Source organism: Desulfovibrio sp. DV, from assembly GCF_001936595.1.
Taxonomy (GTDB): Bacteria; Desulfobacterota; Desulfovibrionia; order Desulfovibrionales; family Desulfovibrionaceae; genus Solidesulfovibrio.
On the sequence record NZ_MLBG01000003.1, the window covers coordinates 46,975 to 69,279 of the forward strand.

Annotated in this window: 20 protein-coding genes and 1 riboswitch; of the genes, 16 read left to right on the plus strand and 4 right to left on the minus strand. The window is 64.6% G+C overall.

The window, feature by feature from the left end:
- Position 1: 1 nt before the first annotated feature.
- From DVDV_RS01535 to DVDV_RS01545, 3 genes are all read left to right on the plus strand, one after another.
- Positions 2-667: a trimeric intracellular cation channel family protein gene (locus DVDV_RS01535; RefSeq protein WP_075352968.1), complete on the plus strand. Its 666-nt coding sequence runs from the start codon at positions 2-4 to the stop codon at positions 665-667.
- Positions 668-747: 80 nt separating this feature from the next.
- A complete protein-coding gene (locus DVDV_RS01540; protein WP_075352969.1) occupies positions 748-1,386 on the plus strand; it encodes an HAD family hydrolase in 639 nt (212 codons plus the stop codon).
- Positions 1,387-1,553: 167 nt separating this feature from the next.
- Entirely contained in the window at positions 1,554-1,919 is a 366-nt protein-coding gene (locus DVDV_RS01545) for a NifB/NifX family molybdenum-iron cluster-binding protein (RefSeq protein ID WP_075352970.1), read from the plus strand.
- Between the two features lie 146 nt (positions 1,920-2,065).
- On the opposite strand, the gene DVDV_RS01550 is transcribed toward DVDV_RS01545, so the two are convergent.
- The gene (locus tag DVDV_RS01550) at positions 2,066-2,524 is read right to left on the minus strand and encodes a DsrE/DsrF/DrsH-like family protein (RefSeq protein ID WP_139311473.1); all 459 of its coding nucleotides are present in this window, start codon (positions 2,522-2,524) and stop codon (positions 2,066-2,068) included.
- 387 nt (positions 2,525-2,911) lie between these two features.
- On the opposite strand from DVDV_RS01550, the gene DVDV_RS01555 reads away from it, so the two are divergent.
- From DVDV_RS01555 to DVDV_RS01565, 3 genes are all read left to right on the plus strand, one after another.
- Positions 2,912-3,457: a hypothetical protein gene (locus DVDV_RS01555; RefSeq protein WP_139311474.1), complete on the plus strand. Its 546-nt coding sequence runs from the start codon at positions 2,912-2,914 to the stop codon at positions 3,455-3,457.
- A gap of 201 nt (positions 3,458-3,658) precedes the next feature.
- The gene (locus DVDV_RS01560) at positions 3,659-4,066 is read left to right on the plus strand and encodes a diheme cytochrome c (RefSeq protein ID WP_254845186.1); all 408 of its coding nucleotides are present in this window, start codon (positions 3,659-3,661) and stop codon (positions 4,064-4,066) included.
- Positions 4,067-4,495: 429 nt separating this feature from the next.
- Positions 4,496-4,726: riboswitch (cobalamin riboswitch) on the plus strand.
- A gap of 123 nt (positions 4,727-4,849) precedes the next feature.
- On the plus strand, positions 4,850-7,045 hold the full coding sequence (locus DVDV_RS01565; protein WP_217694111.1) for a ribonucleoside triphosphate reductase: 2,196 nt from the start codon (positions 4,850-4,852) through the stop codon (positions 7,043-7,045).
- A gap of 229 nt (positions 7,046-7,274) precedes the next feature.
- Here the strand turns inward: DVDV_RS01565 and DVDV_RS01570 are convergent, their stop codons facing one another.
- A complete protein-coding gene (locus DVDV_RS01570) occupies positions 7,275-7,892 on the minus strand; it encodes a hypothetical protein (protein ID WP_075352974.1) in 618 nt (205 codons plus the stop codon).
- A gap of 659 nt (positions 7,893-8,551) precedes the next feature.
- A complete protein-coding gene (locus DVDV_RS01575; RefSeq protein ID WP_075352975.1) occupies positions 8,552-11,029 on the minus strand; it encodes an EAL domain-containing protein in 2,478 nt (825 codons plus the stop codon).
- A gap of 239 nt (positions 11,030-11,268) precedes the next feature.
- On the opposite strand from DVDV_RS01575, the gene DVDV_RS01580 reads away from it, so the two are divergent.
- A complete protein-coding gene (locus DVDV_RS01580; RefSeq protein WP_075352976.1) occupies positions 11,269-12,969 on the plus strand; it encodes a glutamine--tRNA ligase/YqeY domain fusion protein in 1,701 nt (566 codons plus the stop codon).
- An 81-nt stretch (positions 12,970-13,050) separates the two neighbouring features.
- On the opposite strand, the gene DVDV_RS23725 is transcribed toward DVDV_RS01580, so the two are convergent.
- Positions 13,051-13,173 carry a hypothetical protein gene (locus DVDV_RS23725; protein WP_303046317.1) on the minus strand — a complete coding sequence of 41 codons (123 nt, stop codon included), beginning with the start codon at positions 13,171-13,173 and terminating at the stop codon, positions 13,051-13,053.
- Between the two features lie 349 nt (positions 13,174-13,522).
- Between DVDV_RS23725 and DVDV_RS01585 the strand changes: the two genes are divergently transcribed.
- From DVDV_RS01585 to DVDV_RS01625, 9 genes are all read left to right on the plus strand, one after another.
- Entirely contained in the window at positions 13,523-13,855 is a 333-nt protein-coding gene (locus DVDV_RS01585) for a hypothetical protein (protein ID WP_175577040.1), read from the plus strand.
- Between the two features lie 249 nt (positions 13,856-14,104).
- Complete coding sequence (locus tag DVDV_RS01590) at positions 14,105-14,350, plus strand: Nif11-like leader peptide family natural product precursor (protein WP_075352977.1); 246 nt, start codon at positions 14,105-14,107, stop codon at positions 14,348-14,350.
- Between the two features lie 18 nt (positions 14,351-14,368).
- Positions 14,369-17,362, plus strand: a complete 2,994-nt coding sequence (locus DVDV_RS01595) for a PAS domain S-box protein (protein ID WP_075352978.1) — start codon at positions 14,369-14,371, stop codon at positions 17,360-17,362.
- A 66-nt stretch (positions 17,363-17,428) separates the two neighbouring features.
- The gene (locus DVDV_RS01600) at positions 17,429-17,725 is read left to right on the plus strand and encodes a DUF883 family protein (RefSeq protein WP_075352979.1); all 297 of its coding nucleotides are present in this window, start codon (positions 17,429-17,431) and stop codon (positions 17,723-17,725) included.
- A 1-nt stretch (position 17,726) separates the two neighbouring features.
- On the plus strand, positions 17,727-18,104 hold the full coding sequence (locus DVDV_RS01605) for a phage holin family protein (RefSeq protein ID WP_083634540.1): 378 nt from the start codon (positions 17,727-17,729) through the stop codon (positions 18,102-18,104).
- Positions 18,095-18,286, plus strand: coding sequence for a hypothetical protein (locus DVDV_RS01610; protein ID WP_075352980.1), 192 nt, complete (start codon positions 18,095-18,097; stop codon positions 18,284-18,286). Before DVDV_RS01605 ends, DVDV_RS01610 begins: the two co-directional genes overlap by 10 nt.
- A 47-nt stretch (positions 18,287-18,333) precedes the next feature.
- Positions 18,334-20,448 carry a histidine kinase dimerization/phosphoacceptor domain -containing protein gene (locus DVDV_RS01615; protein ID WP_075352981.1) on the plus strand — a complete coding sequence of 705 codons (2,115 nt, stop codon included), beginning with the start codon at positions 18,334-18,336 and terminating at the stop codon, positions 20,446-20,448.
- 31 nt (positions 20,449-20,479) lie between these two features.
- Positions 20,480-21,652, plus strand: a complete 1,173-nt coding sequence (locus DVDV_RS01620) for a DVU_1551 family NTP transferase (RefSeq protein WP_075352982.1) — start codon at positions 20,480-20,482, stop codon at positions 21,650-21,652.
- Positions 21,649-22,266: a histidine phosphatase family protein gene (locus DVDV_RS01625; RefSeq protein ID WP_075352983.1), complete on the plus strand. Its 618-nt coding sequence runs from the start codon at positions 21,649-21,651 to the stop codon at positions 22,264-22,266. The genes DVDV_RS01620 and DVDV_RS01625 overlap by 4 nt, the downstream gene beginning before the upstream one ends.
- The last annotated feature ends 39 nt before the right edge of the window (positions 22,267-22,305 follow it).

A 22,305-nucleotide genomic window follows, 5' to 3' on the forward strand; every position in this document is an offset into this window, starting at 1 on the left:
CATGGACCAGAGTTTCGAGCTGCCGCTCTATCTCGATCTTTTCGCCGTGTTTCTCATGGCCGCAACCGGGGCCATCGAGGCCATCCGCCGGGAATTCGATCTGGTGGGCCTGCTTGGCCTGTCCCTGGCCACCGGCGTCGGCGGGGCGCTCATACGCGACGGCATCTTCCTGCAATCGGGCGTGCCGGCCGTGGTGCGCAACCAGGACTATCTCTACGCCGTGGCGGCTGCGGCTGTGGCCTGCCTCATTTTCGGCCGCCGGGCGCTTTTATCCGAAAAGCTGGTGGCCCTGGTCGATGCCGCGGCCCTGGGGGCCTACGCTGTGGTCGGCATGGAAAAATCCCTGGCCTTTGGCCTGGATTTCGCTCCGGCCGTGCTGGTCGGCACGGTCAATGCCTGCGGCGGCGGCATCCTGCGCGACGTGCTCATGCGCGAGGAGCCCATGGTCTTCCGGCCGGGCCAGTTCTACGGTCTGGCCGCATTGCTCGGCTGCCTGACCTATCCCTTCCTGCGCCAGAGCCTTGGCGTACCGCCCCTGCCCGCCGCCTTTGGCACCATCCTCTTCACCTTCATTCTCCGCGTCCTGGCCATCACCCGCAACTGGCGCACCGTGCCGGTCCACGAAACGGGCCTGTTTCGCCGTCGCCGCAACCCGCCCGCGCCTTGACGCCAAGGGGCAAACCGGGTCTATACGGGCCAGGCCCGCCCTTCCGGCCGCCGCCACCCCAAGCAGGGAGCAAGACACCCGTGACCCGGCCCATCACCACGCTTTTTTGCGATGTCGGCGGCGTTTTATTGACCAACGGCTGGGACCGGCAGGCCCGGGCCGAGGCTGCCCGGACCTTCGGCCTGGACGCGGCCGAAACCGACGAGCGCCACCACCTGACCTTCGACGCCTACGAGGAAGGCAAGCTCTCGCTCGACGAGTACCTGGACCGCACGGTGTTTTACACGCCGCGCGCCTTTGACAAAGGGACCTTTCGCGACTTCATGCTGTCGCGCTCCAAGCCCCTGGCCGACATGCTCAGCTACGTGCGCGGCCTCAAAACCCGCTACGGCATCAAAATCGTCATCGTCAACAACGAGGGCCGCGAGCTCAACCAGTACCGCATCAAGGCCTTTGGCCTGGAGTGCTTTGTCGATGCCTTCGTGTCCTCGTGTTTTGTCCACATGCGAAAGCCCGACGCCGACATCTTCCGCGTGGCCCTGGACATCGCCCAGACCGACCCGGCCGACGCCGCCTACATCGACGACCGGGCCATGTTCGTGGAGGTGGCGGCCACCCTGGGCATCCGGGGCGTGGTCCACCGCGACGCGGCCGCCACGGCCAAGGCGCTTATGGCCTATGGCGGCTTTGCCACGGCCTGCGTGGCCGGGCCGGGCTAAGCCGACGGGGAGTCGGGGTGAAAGCGACGGGTCCAGGCAACCGGCCGGGTCCGGACGATGACGCCAAAGCAGCCCGCCCGGCCGGGGCTTCCAAGGCCCGGACAATTCCGGTACGCTGCCGGGGTAAATCACAGGGAATGCGCCAGACGCTTCCAAGGAGTACGTGCATGACCAAGATCGCCATCCCCTCCCGCGACGGGCAGGTGGACGAACACTTCGGCCACTGCGGCTATTTTACCGTGCTGACCATCGGCCCGGACAAGACCGTGGCCGCTGAAGAGACCTTTGCCCCGCCGGCCGAATGCGGCTGCAAGTCCAATCTGGTGAACGACCTGCTCGGCATGGGCGTGACCACGCTTATTGCCGGCAACATGGGCCAGGGCGCGGCCAACAAGCTGCGCCAGTCCGGCATGACCGTCATTCGCGGCGCTTCCGGGCCGGTCCACGAGGCCGCCGCCGCCTATCTGGCCGGCAATCTGGCCGACCGCGACGAACTGTGCATGGCCCACGGCCACAACTGCCTGGACGACTAGTTTCCCGGCGCAACGCGCCAAACAGCCTCTTGATTGCCCGGGAGCCATGGAAACATGGCTCCCTTTTTCGGATACAATCCCGGGAACGTGCCACCGCTCATGAGCGGCCATGGCCTGTTCCTTTCCGGACAACGTTTCCGGGGCATTTACGTGAACATATTGATGGCGCAGGTTCCGGCCAGTTTCAGATACTGTTCCGCGTTCATGATCTCCACCCCTTCGATCAAATCGCTCTCCGGGATCTTCATCATTTCCAGCGTCATCTTGCAGCCGTAAATCCTGACCCCTTCCAGTTGCGCCATCTCGAAGAGATCCTCAAGACTGGGGATATTGGCTTCCTCGATCTGCTTTTCCATCATGTTCGTGGCCAGGGAGGCCATGCCCGGAATGGCGCCGAGGAACCCGGGGGGATGGAATTTGAGCTTGGACAGGTAGCCTTTGCGTACGACGTTTATGCCCATAAAGGTGTAAAACAGGAAAACTTCATGCCCCAGACGTCTGGCATTGAGCGCCAGGATGAGTGACGGATAGGCCCCGTCGAGGGTCCCCTTGGAGCAAATGAACGTATAGCGTTGCTTGCCATCCGAAGACGCTTCATTTGTCATGCCCATCTCCTTTGCAAATCGCTGCGAACATGCAGACGCAGGACGACGTTGTCGTTGAGACCGTCCGCTTTCGCCACAAAAGGGTTGCGCCGCCTTGCACGTCCGGGCGGCCGACTGCTTGCCGGGCCGGTCCCAGGCCTCAGACCCGGCTTTCACCCCGACGCTGAAAGGGGGGAACTCCAGCTACAATAACATTCTGCCGTTGCGCAGCATTTGTCAAACACCTTGGGCGAAGCGGCCCATTGGCCACAAGTAAGGGCACAGAGGGCGCACAACCACCGCAGACGGCCGAATGAGACTGGAAATCACCATCGACAACGCCCAATGATATTGAGGCTCAATGGCAGTTCAACATTTTTCTTGCACATTGTCAGAGAAAAGCTAGTGATGATTGTGCCTATCCTCGCTGTGCAGCAAAGATTCACCGGAGGAATCATGGAAAATACTTGGCCTGTTTCTGTCCCTGCAATGCTGCTCATCGCCTGTCTCCTGTCCGCCACCCAGGCTGCGGCGCAGGATTCCTGCAAATTGTATAATATTGATTTCGCCCAAAAGGCTCCTGACGCCCCGTATGCCATTACAGCCAAAGGCAACACCATCGGGCGCGTCCTGCCCCCCAAAGGCGAGGGGCCCAAGCCCCGTCAGATTCCCGTCTGCATCGAACCAAAGTATGCCGCTATTTTTGAAAAAAACGCCTTTGCCTACGTCTCTAATGGGTCAATTTCCATCCTGAGCATCTGGCCGTCTTCCACCAAGCTCCAGGAAAACGCGAGCATCAAGGGCTTCACGAGCCTGTTCGATGCGCTGGCCTATGTGGTTCAAATGATCCCGCAGATCGTGGAAGAAACAATCCGGGGATTTCTTGCAACGATTCTCGACGCTGTGTTTGGGACAAAGGACGGGACCCAAGCCAATTCCGCCCAGCCCGTCTGAGTGGCCCAGAAATAGGCAGGAGAGACACCTATGCCAATTAGAACCCTCATGCTCCAACTGGCGTTGGTTGCAGGCATGTTCCTGCTTCCAGCCTTCTCCGCGGCTGGCGATCACCCCGGGAACGGGTATCGACACGGGCAATCTGACGATGGGCCGCAAAGACGCGGCAAGCGCCACAATGAGGCACAGGGCACCGGCTTTGTGGTGAACAGCGATTACGTCGCTTCCTGTGGCGGCTGCCACGTCGCCTACGTGCCGCAACTGCTGCCGCGCCCGTCCTGGGAACAAATTCTTTCCCGATTGGACGACCACTTCGGCAGTGCCGTCGTTTTGTCGGACCAGGAAAAAAACACTGTGTCCGGCTATCTGCTGACCAACGCAGCAGACGTGACCCCCATGAAGCTCGGCCGGCGGATCGTCCACAGCCTAAGTGGCACAGTGCCGGCCAGGATCACCGACATCCCCTACATTCTCCACAAGCACCGCGGCCTTTCGGCCGAGGTCCTTGCCCGCAAGAGCGTCAATTCCCTGGCCAACTGCGTGGCCTGCCATCCCGGGGCAGCAAGCGCCCGGTTTGACGACGACCAGGTCGCCATCCCCGCGCCATAAGGCTGGCTCGATACAGACACCGTCATGCACGCCCCTCCGGCCCGGTCCACCCGGCCGCCGCTGCCTATCTGGCCGACTGCGACGAACTGGGCATGGGCACGGCCGCAACTGCCCGGACGGATCATTTTCCACCAACCCCGGCGAAATCCGGGAGAGCCCCGCCTCTCCCGGCTCCCCTCCCCCGAAACCCAGCCCAGGGTTCCCCCGGCCCCAGGTGGCTGCGCAGCCATACTCCGGGGCAGGCAGCAGCTCCGCAGGAAAATTCCACCGTCAATTCGTAAAACTTGAAGACAAAGACAATAGCCTGAATATATGGATAATTTTCCTGACGACGGATTGTTCCTAACGCTCTTAGCCCTTTTTATTCCTCCCTTTATCCCCTTCTCACACTACCCGCCCCACCCGTTGACACAAGGCAATCATAATCCCATATAACTTGGCTGCGTTGGTGTCCGCCTGTCGGCAACCCGCCGACAGCGGAACCGTAAGAGGGAATCCGGTTGAAATCCGGAACTGCCCCGCAGCGGTGAGCGAAAACGAACCCCGCCAAAAGCACTGGACCACCACACGGTCCGGGAAGCGGCGGGTACTAGAAATCCGGCCCGAATACGGCCGCCATGTTCGCAAGTCCGAAGACCTGCCAACGCCCGCCGGTTGCCCACAACCGGCGTCCGACCTGGGAGCCTCGCGGGAGGGCTGCCCGGCCTGCCATGACGCCGCGCGCGTCCTGTGGCTGCCGTCCGCCCCCCCTTTTTGCAAATAGCCTCGACAGGGAGAACACGCATGTCCGAGCCGATGGAACACGGCAATCTGGCCCTTTTTTCTGATCACCCCACCACCGCCCAAGCCAATGGCCCCCTGCGGACCGATCAGCCGGCCGTTGCCGCCGTACCCTCGCGCATCCGCAAACGCGACGGGCAGATCGTCGCCTTTGACGTGGACAAGATTCTCTCGGCCGTGCGCCGGGCCGGCGCAGCCACCGGCGAGTTCGGCGAGGACGAAGCCTGGCTCCTGACCGCCCAGGCCGTCAAAGTCCTTTCCCACCGCTTCATCGGCCAGATTCCGGACATCGAGCGCATCCAGGACATCGTGGAGCAGGCGCTGGTCTCGGCCAACCATTTCCGCACCATGCGCGCCTACTCCGTCTACCGCGAACAGCGCGCCCGGCTGCGCGAAGACAAAAAGACCGTGGTGGACGTGGCCGCTTCGATCAACGAATACCTCGACCGCCAGGATTGGCGCGTCTCGGCCAACGCCAACCAGGGCTATTCGCTGGGCGGCCTGATCTTAAACGTCTCGGGCAAGGTCGTGGCCAACTACTGGCTTTCCCACGTCTACCCGCCCGAAGTCGGCGCGGCCCACCGCGACGGCGACGTCCATATCCACGACCTCGACATGCTGTGCGGCTACTGCGCCGGCTGGTCGCTGCGGATGCTTTTGACCGAGGGCCTCAACGGCGTGCCCGGCAAGGTGGAGGCCAAGCCGCCCAAGCATCTCTCCAGCGCCGTAGGCCAGATCGTCAACTTCCTGGGCACGCTGCAAAACGAATGGGCCGGCGCCCAGGCCTTTTCCTCTTTCGATACCTACATGGCCCCGTTTCTGCGCAAGGATAATCTCGACTACGCCGAAGTGCGCCAGTGCATCCAGGAGTTGATCTACAACTTGAACGTGCCCTCGCGCTGGGGCACCCAGACGCCCTTTACCAACCTGACCTTTGACTGGACCTGCCCGGAGGATCTGGCCAAGGACCACCCGGTCATCGGCGGCCAAGAGATGCCGTTCACCTACGGCGACCTGCAGGCCGAGATGGACATGATCAACCGGGCCTACATCGAAGTCATGACTGCCGGCGACGCCAAGGGCCGGGTGTTCACCTTCCCCATCCCGACCTACAACATCACCAAGGATTTCCCCTGGGAGTCGCCCAATGTGGATATCCTGTTCGAGATGACGGCCAAGTACGGGCTGCCCTACTTCCAGAATTTCCTCAATTCCGACCTCACCCCCAACATGGTGCGGTCCATGTGCTGCCGGCTGCAGCTCGACCTGCGCGAACTCTTAAAGCGCGGCAACGGCCTTTTCGGCAGCGCCGAGCAGACCGGATCGGTCGGTGTGGTCACCATCAACTGCGCCCGCCTGGGCTATACCCATCGCGGCGACGAAAAGGGCCTGCTCGCCCGCCTCGACGCCCTGCTGGAGATCGCCCGCACCAGCCTTGAGATCAAGCGCAAGGAAATAAGCCGCCGCATGGACGCCGGCCTTTTCCCCTATACCAAGCGCTACCTCGGGTCGCTGCGCAACCACTTCTCGACCATCGGCGTCAACGGCATAAACGAGATGATCCGCAACTTCACCGGCGGCTCCGATGACCTGACCACCGAAACCGGCCACGCCATGGCCGTCCGCCTGCTCGACCATGTGCGCGCCCGCATGACCGTCTTCCAGGAAGAAACCGGCCACCTCTACAACCTGGAAGCCACCCCGGCCGAAGGCACCACCTACCGCTTCGCCCGCGAGGACAAAAAGCGCTTCCCGGCCATCCTGCAGGCCGGCACGCCGGAAAAACCGTACTACACCAACTCCTCCCAGCTGCCGGTCGGGTTCACCGACGATCCCTTCGAGGCCCTGTCCCGGCAGGAGGAGCTCCAGCGCAAATACACCGGCGGCACGGTGCTCCACCTCTACATGGGTGAGCGCATCTCCAGCGCCGAGGCTTGCAAAAAGCTCGTGCAGCGCGCCCTGTCCGGCTTCGCCCTGCCCTATGTCACGGTGACGCCGACGTTTTCCATCTGCGACATCCACGGCTACCTCGACGGCGAACACGTCTCCTGCCCCACCTGCGCCGCCGAAGGCCGCGAGCAGGCCTGTGAGATCTGGACCCGGGTCATGGGCTACTACCGCCCCAAATCCGCGTTCAACGTGGGCAAGCAGGGTGAATACGACGACCGGATCTGCTTCAGCGAGCCGGCGGCACTGTAGGACGCAGGGCCAAAACGAAGATGCCTTGCGGGGCCAAGGGGGCATTCCCTTGGCCGCGTAAGGCATCTTCCCGTCTTGTCCGGCCCGCTTCGCCCATTGCCTTGGCAACGCGCCTCCCCCCTTCATCCCTTGGGGGGTCCGGGGGCCTCAGGCCCCCGGCCGCCGGAGGCATCTCCCGCTCTTCTTCCAGGCGGCCGAAGGCCTCTCCCCCCTCTCCCAATGGACGGCATCAGGCCGAGCCGCCAAGGGTCGTGGCCGCGGTGTTGCCGCTGCTCGACGAACTCGAACTGTCTTCATTCTGGAGCGCCTCGGCGTACTCGGTCTGGAGTTGGGCCAATTCGGTTTGCAACTCCAGCTTCTGCGTCTTCTTTTCGTCCTCGGGCAGTTGCTCGCTCTCAAGCTTCTCAATTTCCTTTTGTACCTGCTGGATCTGTTCCTTGAGTTCGTCCGAAGTGGTGGTGTCCTCCGAATCGTCCTCCGAATCGCTGCTGTTGCCCGAGCCGGCCTGCATGGCCCCGCCGCTGCCCTTGGCCGAGGCCGCGCCAGCCGATGCGGTCGCGGTGGCGGCCGTGCCGGTGGCCGAGGCGTCATCGGTTTCTTCGGCTTCGGTTCCGGTGGCGTCCGTGGCCGTGGCCGCATTGGCGTTGCTGGCTGTCTGGCCCGTGGCCAGGCTGTAGGCCAGGGCTTTGGCCTCGTCGGAAATGGTCACGGTGTCGCCGGAAGCGGAAGTGCTCGAAGACGAACCGTCCGAGGCCGCCTTGGCGGTGGCCGTGAGGCTTGCGCTTGAAGACGTCATGGTTTGCGAAGTATTTGCGTACAGGGACAGGGACGTATCGATGGCTGCCATGGCAACCTCCTTTTGTATGCGAACCTATCGGCTGGAATCATGGCCTGTTTAGGTCTGCAAGATATTTTTTTCAACAATACTTTTTCAAAAAAACTGTATCTTTTGCGTCATCCTGACGTCCTGCTCCACACCATTACACACAAAGCAAAGGCAGCCGATGCATTCCTGCATCGGCTGCCTTCATAAAATGTGTCGGCAAAGCGTCAGCCGCCTGCCGGACCGTTCGTCAGATCAAAGCCTGTCGACCCTGCTCATAATAAAAGACGCCGGCCGCGAGCACACGGTTACACGGATAACGGGTCATTCGGGAAACCGGCCGAAAAAACAACCGGGACAAGAAGCCAAACGCGCGGCGCACAAGACCAAAAGACTGTTTGGCAAAGGCTCGCGCGGGCCCCCTCTGGCGGCCTGCGGCCACAGGGGCCAGACCGGAACCTGGCCGCCAAAGCCATGGCCGCAACCCGATACCGGGAAGCAGGGATGGGCCAGAACCAACCGCATCCGCCGGTCCTGCCGGCCGGGCGGGGCAGCCTCCCCGGCATAACCCGCCGGCCCTGTGTGGCGTCCGCAAAAAAGCAGTTCTATTTTTTACGTATAAAAACGGCCACTTAAACTGACTGGCGCGCCAAGCAGCGCCACGGCATTTCCCAAAGGCAACCCTAGACCGGCGAGCAGCCGCAGCCGCCGTCCAGGGCCTGGCGAATCAGCAGCAGGGCCGCGTCCTTGTCCACCGGACGCGAGAACATGAAGCCCTGGGCCTTGTCGCAGTCGGCAAAGCGCAGCTTGTCGAGCTGGTCCTGATGCTCGACCCCCTCGGCAATGACGGTCAACCCCAGGCTGCGGGCCAGGGCGATGATGGATTTGACGATTTCCTGGCTCTCGCCGTTGCAGTCGTCGCCGCTGATAAAGGACCGGTCGATCTTGAGATGGTCGATGGGCAGCTGGCGCAGATAGGACAGGGAGGAATAGCCGGTGCCGAAATCGTCAATGGCGATCTTGACGCCAAGCGCCTTCAAACGGTTGAGCTCGCCGGCCGTATGCTGGGCGTCGTGCATGAGCACCGACTCGGTGATTTCAAGCTTGAGGCAGGCCGGGTCCAGGTCGGTTTCGGCCAGAACCCCGGACACATGCTCCACCAGCCCGTCCTTGACGAACTGGCGGCAGGACACGTTGACGCTGACCGAAAGCGCCCCGGCCTCGGGCATCGCCAGCTGCCAGTCGCGCAACTGGCGGCAGGCCTCGCTGATGACGAACCGGCCAAGGGGCAGGATCAGCCCGGTCTCCTCGGCCAGGGGAATGAACCGCACCGGCGGCACCAGCCCCCGCACCGGATGGTCCCAGCGCACCAGGGCCTCGAATCCCTCGATCCGCCCGCTCTGGACATCGACAATGGGCTGGTAATGGAGCAGCAGCTCGCCCCTCTCCAGGGCGGCGCGCAGATCGGCCTCCAGGGTGATGGCGTCGAGAATCTCCTGGTGCATCTGGCGGTCAAAGATCATGGAGGTGCGGCCCGATTCCTTGGCCCGGTACATGGCGATGTCGGCGTCGCGCAGGATGTCCTCGGCGCGTTCATACTCCCGGGTGCGCAGCACAATGCCGATGCTGGCCCCGGGCGTGACCGTTGCGCCACAAAGGCCGTAGGGCCTGGCCAGGACCGTGCCGATGCGCTCGACCACGGTCATGACTTCCTTTTGGGACTTCAGTTCCTCCAAAATGATGGCGAACTCGTCCCCGCCCAGGCGGGCCACGGTATCCATGGTGCGCACGCAGGACAACAGCCGCCGCGACACCTCGATGAGCAGCTGATCCCCGGCCTGATGCCCCAGGGTATCGTTTATACCCTTGAACTTGTTGAGATCAATCATGAGCACGGCGTACTGGTAGTTGCTGCGGCGCTTGCCGCGCGTCAGGGCCCGGTCGAGGCGGTCGGCAAACAGGCTGCGATTGGGCAGCCCGGTCAGGGCGTCGTGGAAAGCCTGATGGGTGATCTGCTCCTCAAAGGCCTTGCGCTCGGAAATATCCTGATAGATGTAGACGATGCCCTGGGTGCGCCCGCCGATTTCAATGGGGAAGCCGATCATGGACACCGGGATGAGCCGGCCGTCGCGGTGCAGGCGGAAGGTCTCGCGCACCAGCGGGCTCCCGGACAGGATGGCGTTTCGGGTGCTCTCGCACTCGCCAAGCAGATGCTCGGGCACGATATAGGTGCGCATCCCGAAGCCCTTGATCTCCTCGGCCTTGAAGCCAAAGAGATCTTCAAATGCCCGGTTGGCGTCGACGATGTTGCGGTGCATGTCAATGAGCGCAATGGCCTGGGGCGAATTGGCAAAAAGCTGGTCGAAATAGGCCCGCTGGGCGGCGAGCTGTTCCTCGGCCCGCTTGCGGTCGGTGATGTCCACCACCGTGCCCTCGTAATAGACGGCCTCGCCGGCGGCGTTGCGCACCACCCGGGCGTTTTCCGAGATCCAGATGACGGCCCCGTCTTTTTTGCGGATCTGCGACTCGAAGTTGTGCACCTCGTCATGGGCCGAGAGCAGGCGCACGAAGTCGTCGCGGCGGCGGGGATCGACATAGAGCTGGTTTTTGATGTCCCGGAAATGCTCGGTCATCTCGAAGACGGAGACAAAGCCGTAGATGCGGGCCAGGGTGCGGTTGGCTTCCAGGTAGCGGCCGCCGGGCGTGGTCTGGAAGATGCCCTCCACCGCGTTTTCAAAAATGGAGCGGTACTTGCGCTCGGCCGCGTCGAGCTGTTCCTCGGCCCGGCGACGGCCGGAAATGTCGCGGAAGATGACGCACGAGACGATGCGGCCGCCAACCACCCCCACCGGGAACTGGGACAGGCTCACGTCCACGGTGCCGCCGTCGCGCGCCCCCCAGCGGGTTTCCCGCAAAAAGGCCGAGCCGGACAGGCTCCAGACCTCGCCGGCCCCGTCGAGGCCCCGGCCCACGGCCGGACGCACCACCTCCCGCAGGTCGTGCCCCACGACCTCGGCCGCCTCCACGCCGAAAAGGGCCTCAAAGGCGGGATTGACCTGGAGCACGATGCCGTCGGCGTCGCGCAAAAGGACTGCGTTTGGGGTACAGTGAAAGATGCGCCGAAAGACGTCTTCCGACAGTTCGGCAGACGGATGCGTCATGACTACCGCCTTGGGCAAAAGTGACGGGCATGTAGCAAGGGCAATACCAAAATGTCAATGTCACGAAATTATTGGAAAATTGATTATTGACTCCGGCAACATGGCGACATTTTTGGCAATGGGGCCACACTTTTGGTCCAGGCCGGGCCGGACCTATTTGACCCCCCGGCGATTTTCACCTAGCTTTTCCGTTTCTTGCGGCCCCATGCCGCCATCCATACAATCCACGAGGTCCCGCCATGACCGCACCCAACGCGGACGATTCGGCCAAATCCGCCCCGGCTCCGGCCCGGGATTTCATCCGCCAGATTGTCGACGAAGACAACCGCACCGGCAAATGGGGCGGCCGCGTCCATACCCGGTTTCCGCCCGAACCAAACGGCTACCTGCACATCGGCCATGCCAAGTCCATCTGCCTCAATTTCGGCCTGGCCCGGGACTTCGGGGGCCTTTGCAACCTGCGCTTTGACGACACCAATCCGGCCAAGGAGGAAGTGGAATACGTCGACGCCATCAAGGACGACGTGCGCTGGCTCGGCTTTTCCTGGGACGACCGGATGTTTTACGCCTCGGATTATTTCGAGAAGCTCTACGCCTTTGCCGAGCAGCTCATCGAAAAGGGCCTGGCCTACGTCGACGACCTCACCCAGGAGGAAATCCGGGCCTACCGGGGGACCCTGACCGAGACCGGCAAGAACAGCCCCTACCGGGACCGCGCCCCGGCTGAGAACCTCGACCTTTTCCGGCGGATGCGGGCCGGCGAATTTCCCGACGGGGCCAAGGTGCTGCGGGCGAAAATCGACATGCAAAGCCCCAACGTGGTGCTGCGCGACCCGGTCATCTACCGCATCAAGCATGTGGAGCACCATCGCACGGGCAATACCTGGTGCATCTATCCCATGTACGACTACACCCATTGCATTTCCGACGCCCTGGAAGGCATCACCCATTCCATCTGCTCGCTGGAATTCGAGAACAACCGGCCGCTCTATGACTGGGTGCTTAACAACCTGCCGGTGCCCGGCCATCCGCAGCAGATCGAATTTGCCCGATTAAACCTGTCCTATACGGTCTTAAGCAAACGCAAGCTCATCCAGCTGGTCACGGAAAAGGCGGTCTCCGGCTGGGACGACCCCCGCCTGCCGACCCTGAGCGGCATCCGCCGCCGGGGCTACACCCCCGAAGCCATGCGGGATTTCTGCGAGCGCATCGGCGTGTCCAAGGCCGACAGCCAAGTGGACATGGCCCTTTTGGAACACTGCCTGCGCGAGGATTTAAACCGCCGGGCCAAGCGGCTCATGGCCGTGCTGCGCCCGCTCAAGCTCGTCATCGAGAACTATCCCGAGGGCAAGGTGGAGGACATCCACTTCCCCTATCATCCCGAGGACGAGTCCATGGGGGCGCGCACCGTGCCCTTTACCCGCGAACTCTATGTCGAACGCGACGACTTCATGGAAACGCCGGCCAAGAAATGGTTCCGGCTGGCCCCGGGGGCCGAGGTCCGTCTGCGCCACGCCTACTACGTGACCTGCACCGAGGTGATTAAAGACTCGGCCGGCGAGGTGGTGGAACTGCGCTGCACCCACGACCCGGCCACCAAGGGCGGCTGGTCCGACGACGGCCGCAAGGTCAAGGGCACCATCCACTGGGTCTCGGCCGCCCACGCCCTGCCGGCCGAGGTGCGCCTGTACGACCGGCTTTTCACCAAGGAAAATCCGTCCGAGGGCAAGGGCGATTTCAAGGACTGGCTCAATCCCGACTCCCTCACCGTTGTGGCAAACGCGCTGATCGAACCGGCCTTGGCCGACATTGCCGTTGGCGAGAACGTCCAGTTCGAGCGGCTGGGCTATTTCTGCGTGGACAAGGATTCGACGGCGGCCAAGCGGGTGTTTAACCGCTCGGTGGCCCTTAAGGACTCCTGGGCCAAGGGCGGCCGGTAAAACTATTTGAACGGCCGGCCCGGAGCCAAGGGCCGCCTGGGCCGGCGGCCGGCTGCCGGCCGGCAACGAAAAACGCGCGCATCAGGTGATGCGCGCGTTTCTTTTTTTCACGGCAGCGGCGGCAGCGTGGCGGCAGGACCGGAACCAGCCGGCAACCAGAACCGGGCCGGCCCCATAAATGAAAAAGGACTTCCGGGTCGCCATCCCTGAAGTCCTTTTTCCAAAATTGTGTTCGTGGAGGAAGGATGTTTTTCTTAGAGCAAGAGCCGGGCCAATCCGAAAAAACCGCCTGGAAATTTAAAAACACAATCTATTCAAAGCCCTTAGATACACCTGCCAGCGAACAGGAAGCGGCCAGAGGCCGGAGGCGACGTACAAAATCTTGTACCGGACGAAAAAGGCCGCCCAGGCTGGTACAAGATTTTGCACATTCCCATGGCAAACCGGCTGTGACCCTTGGCAAAAGACATACGTCGGGTGTAGCCTGCCACCAGGACAAAGCCCGGCGTCAGGCCGGACAGGGCCCGCACCCCATACACCACAGGAGAACCCCATGCGCCTGTGTCTTTTTGCCGTCAGCTGTCTTCTGTTCGCCTGGCTCAGTGCCGGCTGTACGCCCAAACCGGTGACCGATTCGGAGTTCCGGGGCTTCTGCTACACCTCCGAGGGCGGGCGCAACAACTCGTGCGACACCATCACCATGTGCAATGTCTACGATTCGCAGGTGATTTCGACCAAATTCGCTTCCCGCAAAGCCTGCAACGACGCCTGCAACGACGTGTACAACGAACTGGCCGGCCCCAATCAGTTCAACGGCTGTATGCCGACTATCGGCGTTGGACTCACCTGGTGTTCCAAATACTGCAACAGCAACTATCCCGAGTAGGCCTGCGGCCGGACGTCCCCGAGGGCGCAACCGGAGCGGTTTGTGTTTGCGCTGTTTGACGTTTGCCGACAGGACAGGCCACAATGTGAGAAAGTGCATCGCCTGACTGACGGCCAGGACTGGCCGGTGTCGGCAAATTCACAGGCAACACCATAAAATGACATACTTTATTTTAAGAAGGCAGCCAGGCCGCCAGGTTGGCGCGCGATGTGCAATGACCGCCCTCGATTTCACGGGGAGGACTGCATCATGTCGCTTGAAAGTGCCAAGGCCTTTGTCGCCCGCCTGCATGAGGACCCGCAATTCCGCTGGGCCCTTGGCGAATGCCGCAACAAATGGGAACGCCGCCGGTTCGTCATCCTGGAAGGCTACCGCTTCAGCCCGGCCGAACTGGTCTGCGCCACGAGCCCGGCCGGCCGGACCTCGGCCGAGCGGGCTGCGGTCATCGACCGGGTTCGCCGCCAGCACGGCGACACCGCCTACGCCTTCATGTAGCCGCCGGGACGACCGGGCATGAACCGCTGCGGACGCCTGCCTGCCCGGTTTCGGCCGCGGGCCGTGGCCATCCGGCCCGGCTGCCCGGACCGGATGCGTCGTTTGTGCCTGCTCGGGACGCTCCTGGCCCTCCTGTGCTTCGGAAGTCTTCCGGTCCTGGCCGCAGCCCTGCCGCCGCCTGTCGCCGACATCCGCTCCCGGCTGACCGAGACCGAACAGGCCTTCCTGGCCGCCCACCCGGTCCTGCGCGTGGGCGTGGCCGCCGGCCAGAATCCCTTCCAGAACATCGTGCGCGACCCCGACGGCACGCCCCGCTACCAGGGGTTGGCCGCCGATTATCTCACCGACCTCACGGCCATGCTCGGGGTGACCTTTGCCCCGGCCTTCGACATCACCTTCACCCGCGCCCTGGAACTGGCCCAGACCGGCGGCATCGACCTGTTCGCCTGCCTCACCGACACCCCCGGCCGCCGGGCCTTCTTGCACCTGACCAAGCCCTACGCCAGCCATCCCTACGTCATGATTACCCGAACAGGCCCGGATGCGGTCTGGAACCTGTCTGATCTGGCCGGCCGGACCGTGGCCGTGGCCCCGACCTATTTTGCCTACGAACGCCTGCAAAGCGAACATCCCGAATTGGGGGCGCAGTTCGATTTCAAACGCAACGCCATCGAGACCATGGCGGCCGTGGCCGGCGGACAGGCCGATGCCTGCTTTGTCAATCTCGTGGCGGCAACAGGCATCATCCGGGAGCATGGCTTTGACAATCTGCGCATCGTCGCCGCCATGCCCTGGCCCGACAACGCCATCTGCATGGGCTCGCCCGATGCCGTGCTGGCCGGCATCCTGCAAAAGGCCCTGGACGCCATCCCCCAGGAACGCAAAACCGCCCTGGCCGCCCGCTGGTTCGACGCGGCCACCCCGGCCCGGGCCAGCCAGATGCACCCGCCCGGACGCTGGCTCCTGGCCGGCGGCATGGCCGCCATCCTGGCCGGCGCGCTGTGGTGGTGGCGACGCCGCCTGGGTGCCGAGGTCGCCCGCCGCAAAGCCACCGAGCGCGACCTCACCCACCACCGCGAAATGCTTGAGGCCGTCCTGAACGCCACAAACGACGCCATCCTGGTCCTCGACGAGTCCTATCATGTGGTCATGATCAACAAGACCGGGGCCGAGCGTTTCGGGCTGGGCGTCGAATCCATGCTCGGCCGGGGCGTCCTGGAGCTCACCGACGCACCCGTGGCCGCCGCCCGCCGGGAGCGCTACCGCAAGGTGCAGGAAACCGGGATGCCCGAGCGCTTCACCGACAAACGGGCCGGCCATGTCTACGAAAACACCGTCTATCCCATACCGGCCACTCCCGGCGGCAGACTGCACCTGGCCATCTACGCCCGGGACGTGACCGAGCAACTGGCGGCCGATCAGGCCCTGCGCCAGAGCCAGGAACGCCTGGCCAACATCTTCCGCCTCTCCCCGGTGGTGGTCACCATCACCACCTTGCCCGAGGGCCGTTACCTCGACGTCAACGAGGCGTTTTGCGCCATCACCGGGTATGCCCGCAGCGACGTCATCGACCGCAGCTCGGCAGAGCTTGGCCTGTGGCTCAGTTCCACCGACCGGGACCGCATCATGCAGACCATCGAGCGCGACGGGCAGGTGCGCAACAAGGAAGTCCGGCTGCGGATGCGCGACGGCCGGCTGATCACGGTCCTGCTGTCGTGCACGCCCATGGAAGCCTATGGCCAGCCGTGCCTGCTCTCCATCGTGGTGGACATCACCGGCCGCAAAACCATGGAGGAAGCCCTGCGCCTGGCCAAGGACTCGGCCGAAGCGGCCAACCAGGCCAAAAGCCGCTTCCTCTCCACCATGAGCCACGAAATCCGCACCCCCATGAACACCATCCTCGGCATGGTGGATGTGCTGCGCGGCACCCCGCTGACAACCCGGCAGCAGGATTTCCTGCGCACCCTGGAGGTGGCCGGCGAATCCCTCATGGCCCTTTTGACCGACATCCTCGAACTGTCCAAGATCGAATCCGGCGTCCTGGAGCTGGCCCGGGAGCCCTACAATCCGGTCGCCCTGCTCCACCACGCCAGCGCCCTGCTGACCCCCCAGGCCGAGGCCAAGGGCCTGACCATCCGGGTCGAAATCGCCCCCGACGTGCCCACGGAGGCCTGGGGCGATCCGGGCCGCATCAGCCAGATCCTGGTCAATCTGGCCGGCAACGCCGTGAAATTCACGGCCAAGGGCGAGGTGGTCCTCGGCCTGGCCCTGCTGCCGGCCCGGCTGGCCCGGGAGGACCTGCTTTTTCGCGTGGCCGACACCGGCATCGGCATTGATCCGGAAAAACGCGAAACCATCTTCAAACCCTTCACCCAGGCCGACTCCTCCACCACCCGGGCCTACGGCGGCACGGGCCTGGGCCTGGCCATCAGCACCCTGCTGGCCGACGGCATGGACGGCCGGCTCTGGGTGGAATCCACTGCCGGCGCCGGCAGCACCTTTTACTGCGCCCTGCCCCGCGACGCCCGCAGCCGGCAACAGCAGCCGCCCCGCCTGGCCCAGACGGCTCCCGCCCGTGACGCCCGCCCGGAGTTGGCCGGCCGGCGCAGCCTGCTCATCGTCGAGGACAGCGAACCCAACCGCCTGCTCTATGAGGCCTTTCTGGAAGACCTGCCCCTGGCCGTCAGCTACGCCCATACCGGCGCCCAGGCCCTGGAGCGGCTCGATGCCTCCCGGTTTGACGCCGTGATCATGGACATCCAGCTGCCCGACATCGACGGGTTCACCGTGATCGAGGAAATCCGCCGGCGTGAAGCCGCCGCCGGCCGCCCGGCCACCCCCATCATGGTGGTCACGGCTTTTGCCTTTCGCGAGGAAAGCAGCCGGGCCACCGCCGCCGGGGCCGCCATGTTGCTCACCAAGCCCATCCAGAAAGGGCCGTTTCTGGCCAGGCTGGCCAGCCTGTTTGAACCGGCCGGCCACAGCGACCCGGCTGCCGACACGCCTGCATAGACAACCGCCGCCCATTCGCAGTAAGAAGGAACATGGGGCAAGAGCCCACTGCCAAGGAGGCACACGATGGCTTCAAAGACAACACACACCGATGCGATGGCCGCAGAACTGCGCGAACTCATCCGCCATGCCGGCGTCCTGGTCGACGCCACGGCCGAAGAGGCTGACGAACGCGTCCAGAAAGCCCGGGAACTTCTGGGAAAACGGTTGGAGGCCGCCAAGAGCAAATACGCCGACCTCGACGACATCCTCGATGAAAAGCTCCAGGCCGCCGACCGCATCCTTCACGAAAAACCCTACCACGCCGTAGGCGGCTCGTTTCTCCTCGGGCTGCTGCTCGGCTGGTTCATGAGCCGCAAATAGCGTGGCCGATACGTTCGCCGCCCTCTCGGAGCTGATGGCCACGGCCGGGCGCATGGCCGGGCTGGCCCTGGATGTCGCCGTAGACCGCCTGGAACTCCTGGGGCTTGAAGCCCGCGAGGTGAAAATCCGCCTCGTCCAGTTGTTGCTGCTGGCGTTTTTCGGCGCAGCCCTGTTCCTGGCCGGCTTGGCCCTGGCCATCCTGGCCGTGTTCCTGGCCCTGCCGCCCGAGTGGCGTCTCACCCTGGCCGCCGGCGGTGGCGCGACCCTGCTTGTGGCCGGGGCGGCCACGCTTTTCGTCCTGCGCCGCCGGCTGGCCCGGCTGCCGCTGGCCTTTTCCCAATCTGTGGAGGAACTCAAAAAGGATCGGGCATGTTTTTAGACGGACAACTGCGTGCCCTGGCTGACAAGCGCCGGGCCATTGCCCTGCGCGGGGAACTTTCCCGCCGGTTGATGCGCCTGGAAACGGGCCTTGGCCGCGCAGCCGTCTCCCGCAGCCTGGCCAACCTGACCCTGGGCCTGGGCATCGCCCGCTGGTTCGTGGCCCGGATAAGCGGACGCTGACCGGCGTCCCAACCCTGCCCCCGGGCACAGACGGCAAGAGGCGCGGGATGAAGACATTTTCCACAATGTCGATTCGGGGCGGCCTTGTCCTGCTCGCCCTTTTGTGCGTGCTGCCGGCCCTGGCCCTGCAACTCTACGACGGGCACAAACGCCGGGCCCATCTGGTGACCGACGCCATGGCCGAAGCCTCCCGGGCCGCAGCCGCCCTGGCCCAGGTCCAGGAGCGCATCACCGACAGCACCCGGCTGCTCCTGACCGCCCTGGCCGCCATGCCCGAACTCCGGGACAAGAACAGTGCGGCCTGCGGCGGCCTGTTTGCCTCGCTGCTCAACCAGAATCCCATCTACGCCAACATCCTGGCCGCCGACGACCAGGGCGACATCTTTGCCTCGGGCCTGCCCTACGGCCGCATCAATATAAGCGACCGCAAACATTTCCGCGAGGGCATGGCCCTGCGCCAGTTTACAGCCGGCGAATACATCGTCAGCCGCACCTCCGGCGACCCGGCCTTTCCCTTCGTCCTGCCCTTTAAAGACCACTCCGGGGCCGAGGCCGGCCTGATCGTGGCCTCCATCAAGCTCGACTCCTTTGCAGCCGCCTTCAGCCAGCTGCGGATGCCGGCCGGATCGGTCTTCGGCATCAGTGATCGCATGGGCGTCCGCCTTTTCTACCAGCCGGCCACCCCGACCAATCCGCCCGGCAGCCGCATCCGGGCCGAGGTCTGGCAGGTCATCGATGCCGGCGGCACCGAAGGCGTGGCCCTTTTGCCGGGTTCCGACGGCATCATGCGCTATTACGCCTTCCACAAACTGCGCCTGTCGCCGACTTCGCCGGCCTACATGGCCTTTGTGGTGGGTGTGCCGGAAAGCACCGTGCTGGCTTCGGCCCGCAAGGCCCTGCTGGAAAACCTGCTGCTGCTCGGGGCCGCCGGCGCCTTGGCCCTGTGCGTGGCCTGGTTTGTCGGCGGGGCGGTCATCGCCAGACGCCTCGACCGCATCGCCGACACCGCCGCCCGCATCGGCCGGGGCGAGAAGCAGGCCCGCACCGGCCTGTCCCACGGGCCTTCGGGCATCGCCAAGGTGGCCACCAGCCTCGATGCCATGGCCGACCTGCTCGCCGCCAACGACGCCGCCCGGGAACGGGCCCTGGCCGCCCTGCGCCAAAGCCAGGAGCGCATGGGCCACATCACCGCCTCCATGGCCGACTGGATCTGGGAGGCCGACGCCGCCGGCCGCTACACCCATCTCGGCGACAAGATTCGGGATTCCCTGGGCTACGAACCCGGTGCCCTGGTTGGCAAAAGCTTTTTCGATCTCCTGATCCCCGGCGAGGAGCAGACCCTGCGCCCGATCATCGAAGCGGCCTGGAACAAACGCGAGCCGCTGCGCGATCTGGTCAACTGGCGGCTGGCGGCGGATGGTTCCTCCCACTGCCTCATGACCAGCGGCGTGGCCTGGCATGACGAAACCGGCCACTTCCAGGGCTATCGCGGCGTGGACAAGGACGTCACCGAACGGGTGCAGGCCGAACGGGCCATCCGGGCCTCCCTGGCGGAAAAGGAGATCCTGCTCAAGGAAATCCACCACCGGGTCAAAAACAACCTGCAAATCATCTCAAGCCTGCTCTACCTCCAGTCCGAGCAGGTCGAGGATCCGGTGGCTCTGGAGAGTTTCCGGGTCAGCCGCAACCGCATCGCCTCCATGGCCCTGGTCCACGAGGAAATCTACCGCTCGGCCGATCTCTCCCACATCCGCCTGGACACCTATATCCAGGACCTCCTGCCCAAGATCTTCGGCCAGGCGACATCCGGCCCGGGCTTTGACATCCACTGCCGGCTCGACCCGGTGACCGTGCCCATCGAACAGGCCGTGCCGGCCGGGCTGGCGGTCAACGAGCTGTTGACCAACGCCCACAAGCACGCCTTCGCCTCCCGGGAAGGAGCCAGACTGCAGGTGGCCCTGCGCGAGACCGGCCAGGAGGTGGTCATCGTTATCGCCGACAACGGGCCGGGGCTGCCGCCCGATTTCGACCTCAACCAGACCGGAACCCTCGGGATGCAGCTGGTCCTCAATCTGGCCCAGCAGCTCGGCGGCGGCGTCTCTGCCCAAAACGAGGGCGGCGCGGTCTTCACCCTGGCCTTCCCCAAAAGCGCCCCATCTTGACAGGGAGCCGGCCAGCCCCGACACTTGCCCCATGGCACGACCACCCGACGCCCCCCGGCCCGCTGTCTGCGCCGTCATCCTGGCCGGCGGCCTGTCCTCGCGCATGGCCGGCCCGCTCAAACCGCTGCTGCCCCTGGCCGGCCGCACCCCCCTGGCCCGGCTGGCCGACACCTTTCGCCAGGCCGGTGTGGAGCGCATTGCCGTGGCCGGCGGGCACCGGGGCGACGAGGTGGCCGCCGAAGCCGCCCGCCTCGGCCTACACTTCGTCAACAATCCACACTACCAGCGCGGCATGTTCTCCACGGTGACCACTGCCCTGGCCGCCGTGGCCGGGCTGTGGCCGCACTGCCGCCGGCTGCTGCTGACCCCGGCCGATGTGCCGCTTTTCCGGCCGGCAACCGTGGCCCGGCTCCTGGACCGGGCCGAGGAGAGCGACGCCCCGCCCGTCCTCTACCCGGCCTTTGCCGGCCAGCGCGGCCACCCGCCCTGCCTGGACGCCGGCCTCATCCCGGCCATCCTGGACTATGCCGGCGACGGCGGCCTGCGCGCCGCCCTGGACCCCTTTCCCTTTGAGGAACTCCCCGTGCCCGACAGCCTGACCCTGGCCGACATGGACACCCCGGACGACTACGCCGCCCTGGCCGCCCTGGCCAAACGGGCAGACTGCCCAAGCCCGGCCGAGGCCGAGGCCCTGCTGGCCATCCAGGCCGTGCCGCCCCAGGGGTTGGCCCATGCCCGGGGCGTGGCCGCCGTGGCCGTGGCCCTGGCCCGATCGCAAAATGCCGCCGGGGCCGGCCTCGATCTCGAACTGACCGAAGCCGCCGCCCTGCTCCACGACGTGGCCAAGGGCCGGCCCCACCATGAGGCCGAAGGCGGCAGGCTCCTTGAGCGCCTGGGCTTTTCCCGGGCCGCAGCCATTGTCGCCGCCCACCGCGACCTCGAACTGCCGGCCGATGCCCCCATAACCGAACGGGAGATCGTCTATCTGGCCGACAAATTCGTCCACGGCAGCCGGCTGGTGTCCGTGGCCGAACGCTTTGGCCAGAAACTGACCCTTTTTGCCCACGACCCCGAGGCGACAGCCGCCATCACCCGCCGCCGCCAAAACGCCCTGGCCGTGCTGAACCGGGTCACAAAGGCCCTGTCCCGCCCCCTGGCCGAAGTCCTGGCCCAAACCGGCCTGCCCTGGGAGGGCCGCTTATGAGCACGCTTTTTCTCCTGCGCCACGGTGCCATCGTCCAGCAGGAACCGCGCCGGTTTATCGGCCAGACCGACCATCCCCTGACCGAGGCCGGACGCCGGCAGGCCGCCCTGTGGCGCGAGGCGTTTTCCGACGTGCCCTTTGCCTGTGCCGTTGCCTCGGACCTGTGCCGCTGCCGGGAGACGGCCGCCATCATCCTTGCCGGGCGTGATCTGGCCGTGCGCCCGGAGCCGCGCCTGCGCGAGATTGCCCTTGGGGCCTTTGAGGGGCTGACCGTGGACGAGGTCCGGGACCGCTACCCCGGGGCCTACGAACGCCGGGGCTGCGACATTGCCGGGTTTTGCCCCGAGGGCGGCGAGAGCTTTGCCGAGGTCCAGGACCGGGCCGTGGCCGCCCTTAACGAACTGGAATCGGTGTGCGGCAACGTGCTGGTGGTGGCCCATGGCGGGGTCAACCGGACCATCCTTTGCCATGCCCTGGGCATCGATCTGCGCCGGCTGTTTCGCCTGGGCCAGGATTACTGCCGCTTAAACCTGCTCGACCTCGGCCCGGACTGCTGGCGGGTGGACGGCGTCAACCTCGCTCCGGGTGCGCCCTGGCGCTTTCCCGGCCCCTGAACCACCCAATTTCCGATCTTTTCAATGTGAAATTACTTT

Excerpts from the sequence above, each read along its gene's own strand:
- DVDV_RS01620 (WP_075352982.1), top strand. The coding sequence starts at position 20,480 with ATGGCACGACCACCCGACGCCCCCCGGCCCGCTGTCTGCGCCGTCATC.
- DVDV_RS01545 (WP_075352970.1), top strand. The coding sequence starts at position 1,554 with ATGACCAAGATCGCCATCCCCTCCCGCGACGGGCAGGTGGACGAACAC.
- DVDV_RS01615 (WP_075352981.1), top strand. The coding sequence starts at position 18,334 with ATGAAGACATTTTCCACAATGTCGATTCGGGGCGGCCTTGTCCTGCTC.
- DVDV_RS01590 (WP_075352977.1), top strand. The coding sequence starts at position 14,105 with ATGTCGCTTGAAAGTGCCAAGGCCTTTGTCGCCCGCCTGCATGAGGAC.
- DVDV_RS23725 (WP_303046317.1), bottom strand. The coding sequence starts at position 13,173 with ATGGCGACCCGGAAGTCCTTTTTCATTTATGGGGCCGGCCCGGTTCTG.
- DVDV_RS01555 (WP_139311474.1), top strand. The coding sequence starts at position 2,912 with ATGATTGTGCCTATCCTCGCTGTGCAGCAAAGATTCACCGGAGGAATC.
- DVDV_RS01585 (WP_175577040.1), top strand. The coding sequence starts at position 13,523 with ATGCGCCTGTGTCTTTTTGCCGTCAGCTGTCTTCTGTTCGCCTGGCTC.
- DVDV_RS01570 (WP_075352974.1), bottom strand. The coding sequence starts at position 7,892 with ATGGCAGCCATCGATACGTCCCTGTCCCTGTACGCAAATACTTCGCAA.
- DVDV_RS01535 (WP_075352968.1), top strand. The coding sequence starts at position 2 with ATGGACCAGAGTTTCGAGCTGCCGCTCTATCTCGATCTTTTCGCCGTG.
- DVDV_RS01625 (WP_075352983.1), top strand. The coding sequence starts at position 21,649 with ATGAGCACGCTTTTTCTCCTGCGCCACGGTGCCATCGTCCAGCAGGAA.
- DVDV_RS01610 (WP_075352980.1), top strand. The coding sequence starts at position 18,095 with ATGTTTTTAGACGGACAACTGCGTGCCCTGGCTGACAAGCGCCGGGCC.
- DVDV_RS01600 (WP_075352979.1), top strand. The coding sequence starts at position 17,429 with ATGGCTTCAAAGACAACACACACCGATGCGATGGCCGCAGAACTGCGC.
- DVDV_RS01575 (WP_075352975.1), bottom strand. The coding sequence starts at position 11,029 with ATGACGCATCCGTCTGCCGAACTGTCGGAAGACGTCTTTCGGCGCATC.
- DVDV_RS01565 (WP_217694111.1), top strand. The coding sequence starts at position 4,850 with ATGTCCGAGCCGATGGAACACGGCAATCTGGCCCTTTTTTCTGATCAC.
- DVDV_RS01550 (WP_139311473.1), bottom strand. The coding sequence starts at position 2,524 with ATGACAAATGAAGCGTCTTCGGATGGCAAGCAACGCTATACGTTCATT.
- DVDV_RS01580 (WP_075352976.1), top strand. The coding sequence starts at position 11,269 with ATGACCGCACCCAACGCGGACGATTCGGCCAAATCCGCCCCGGCTCCG.
- DVDV_RS01595 (WP_075352978.1), top strand. The coding sequence starts at position 14,369 with ATGAACCGCTGCGGACGCCTGCCTGCCCGGTTTCGGCCGCGGGCCGTG.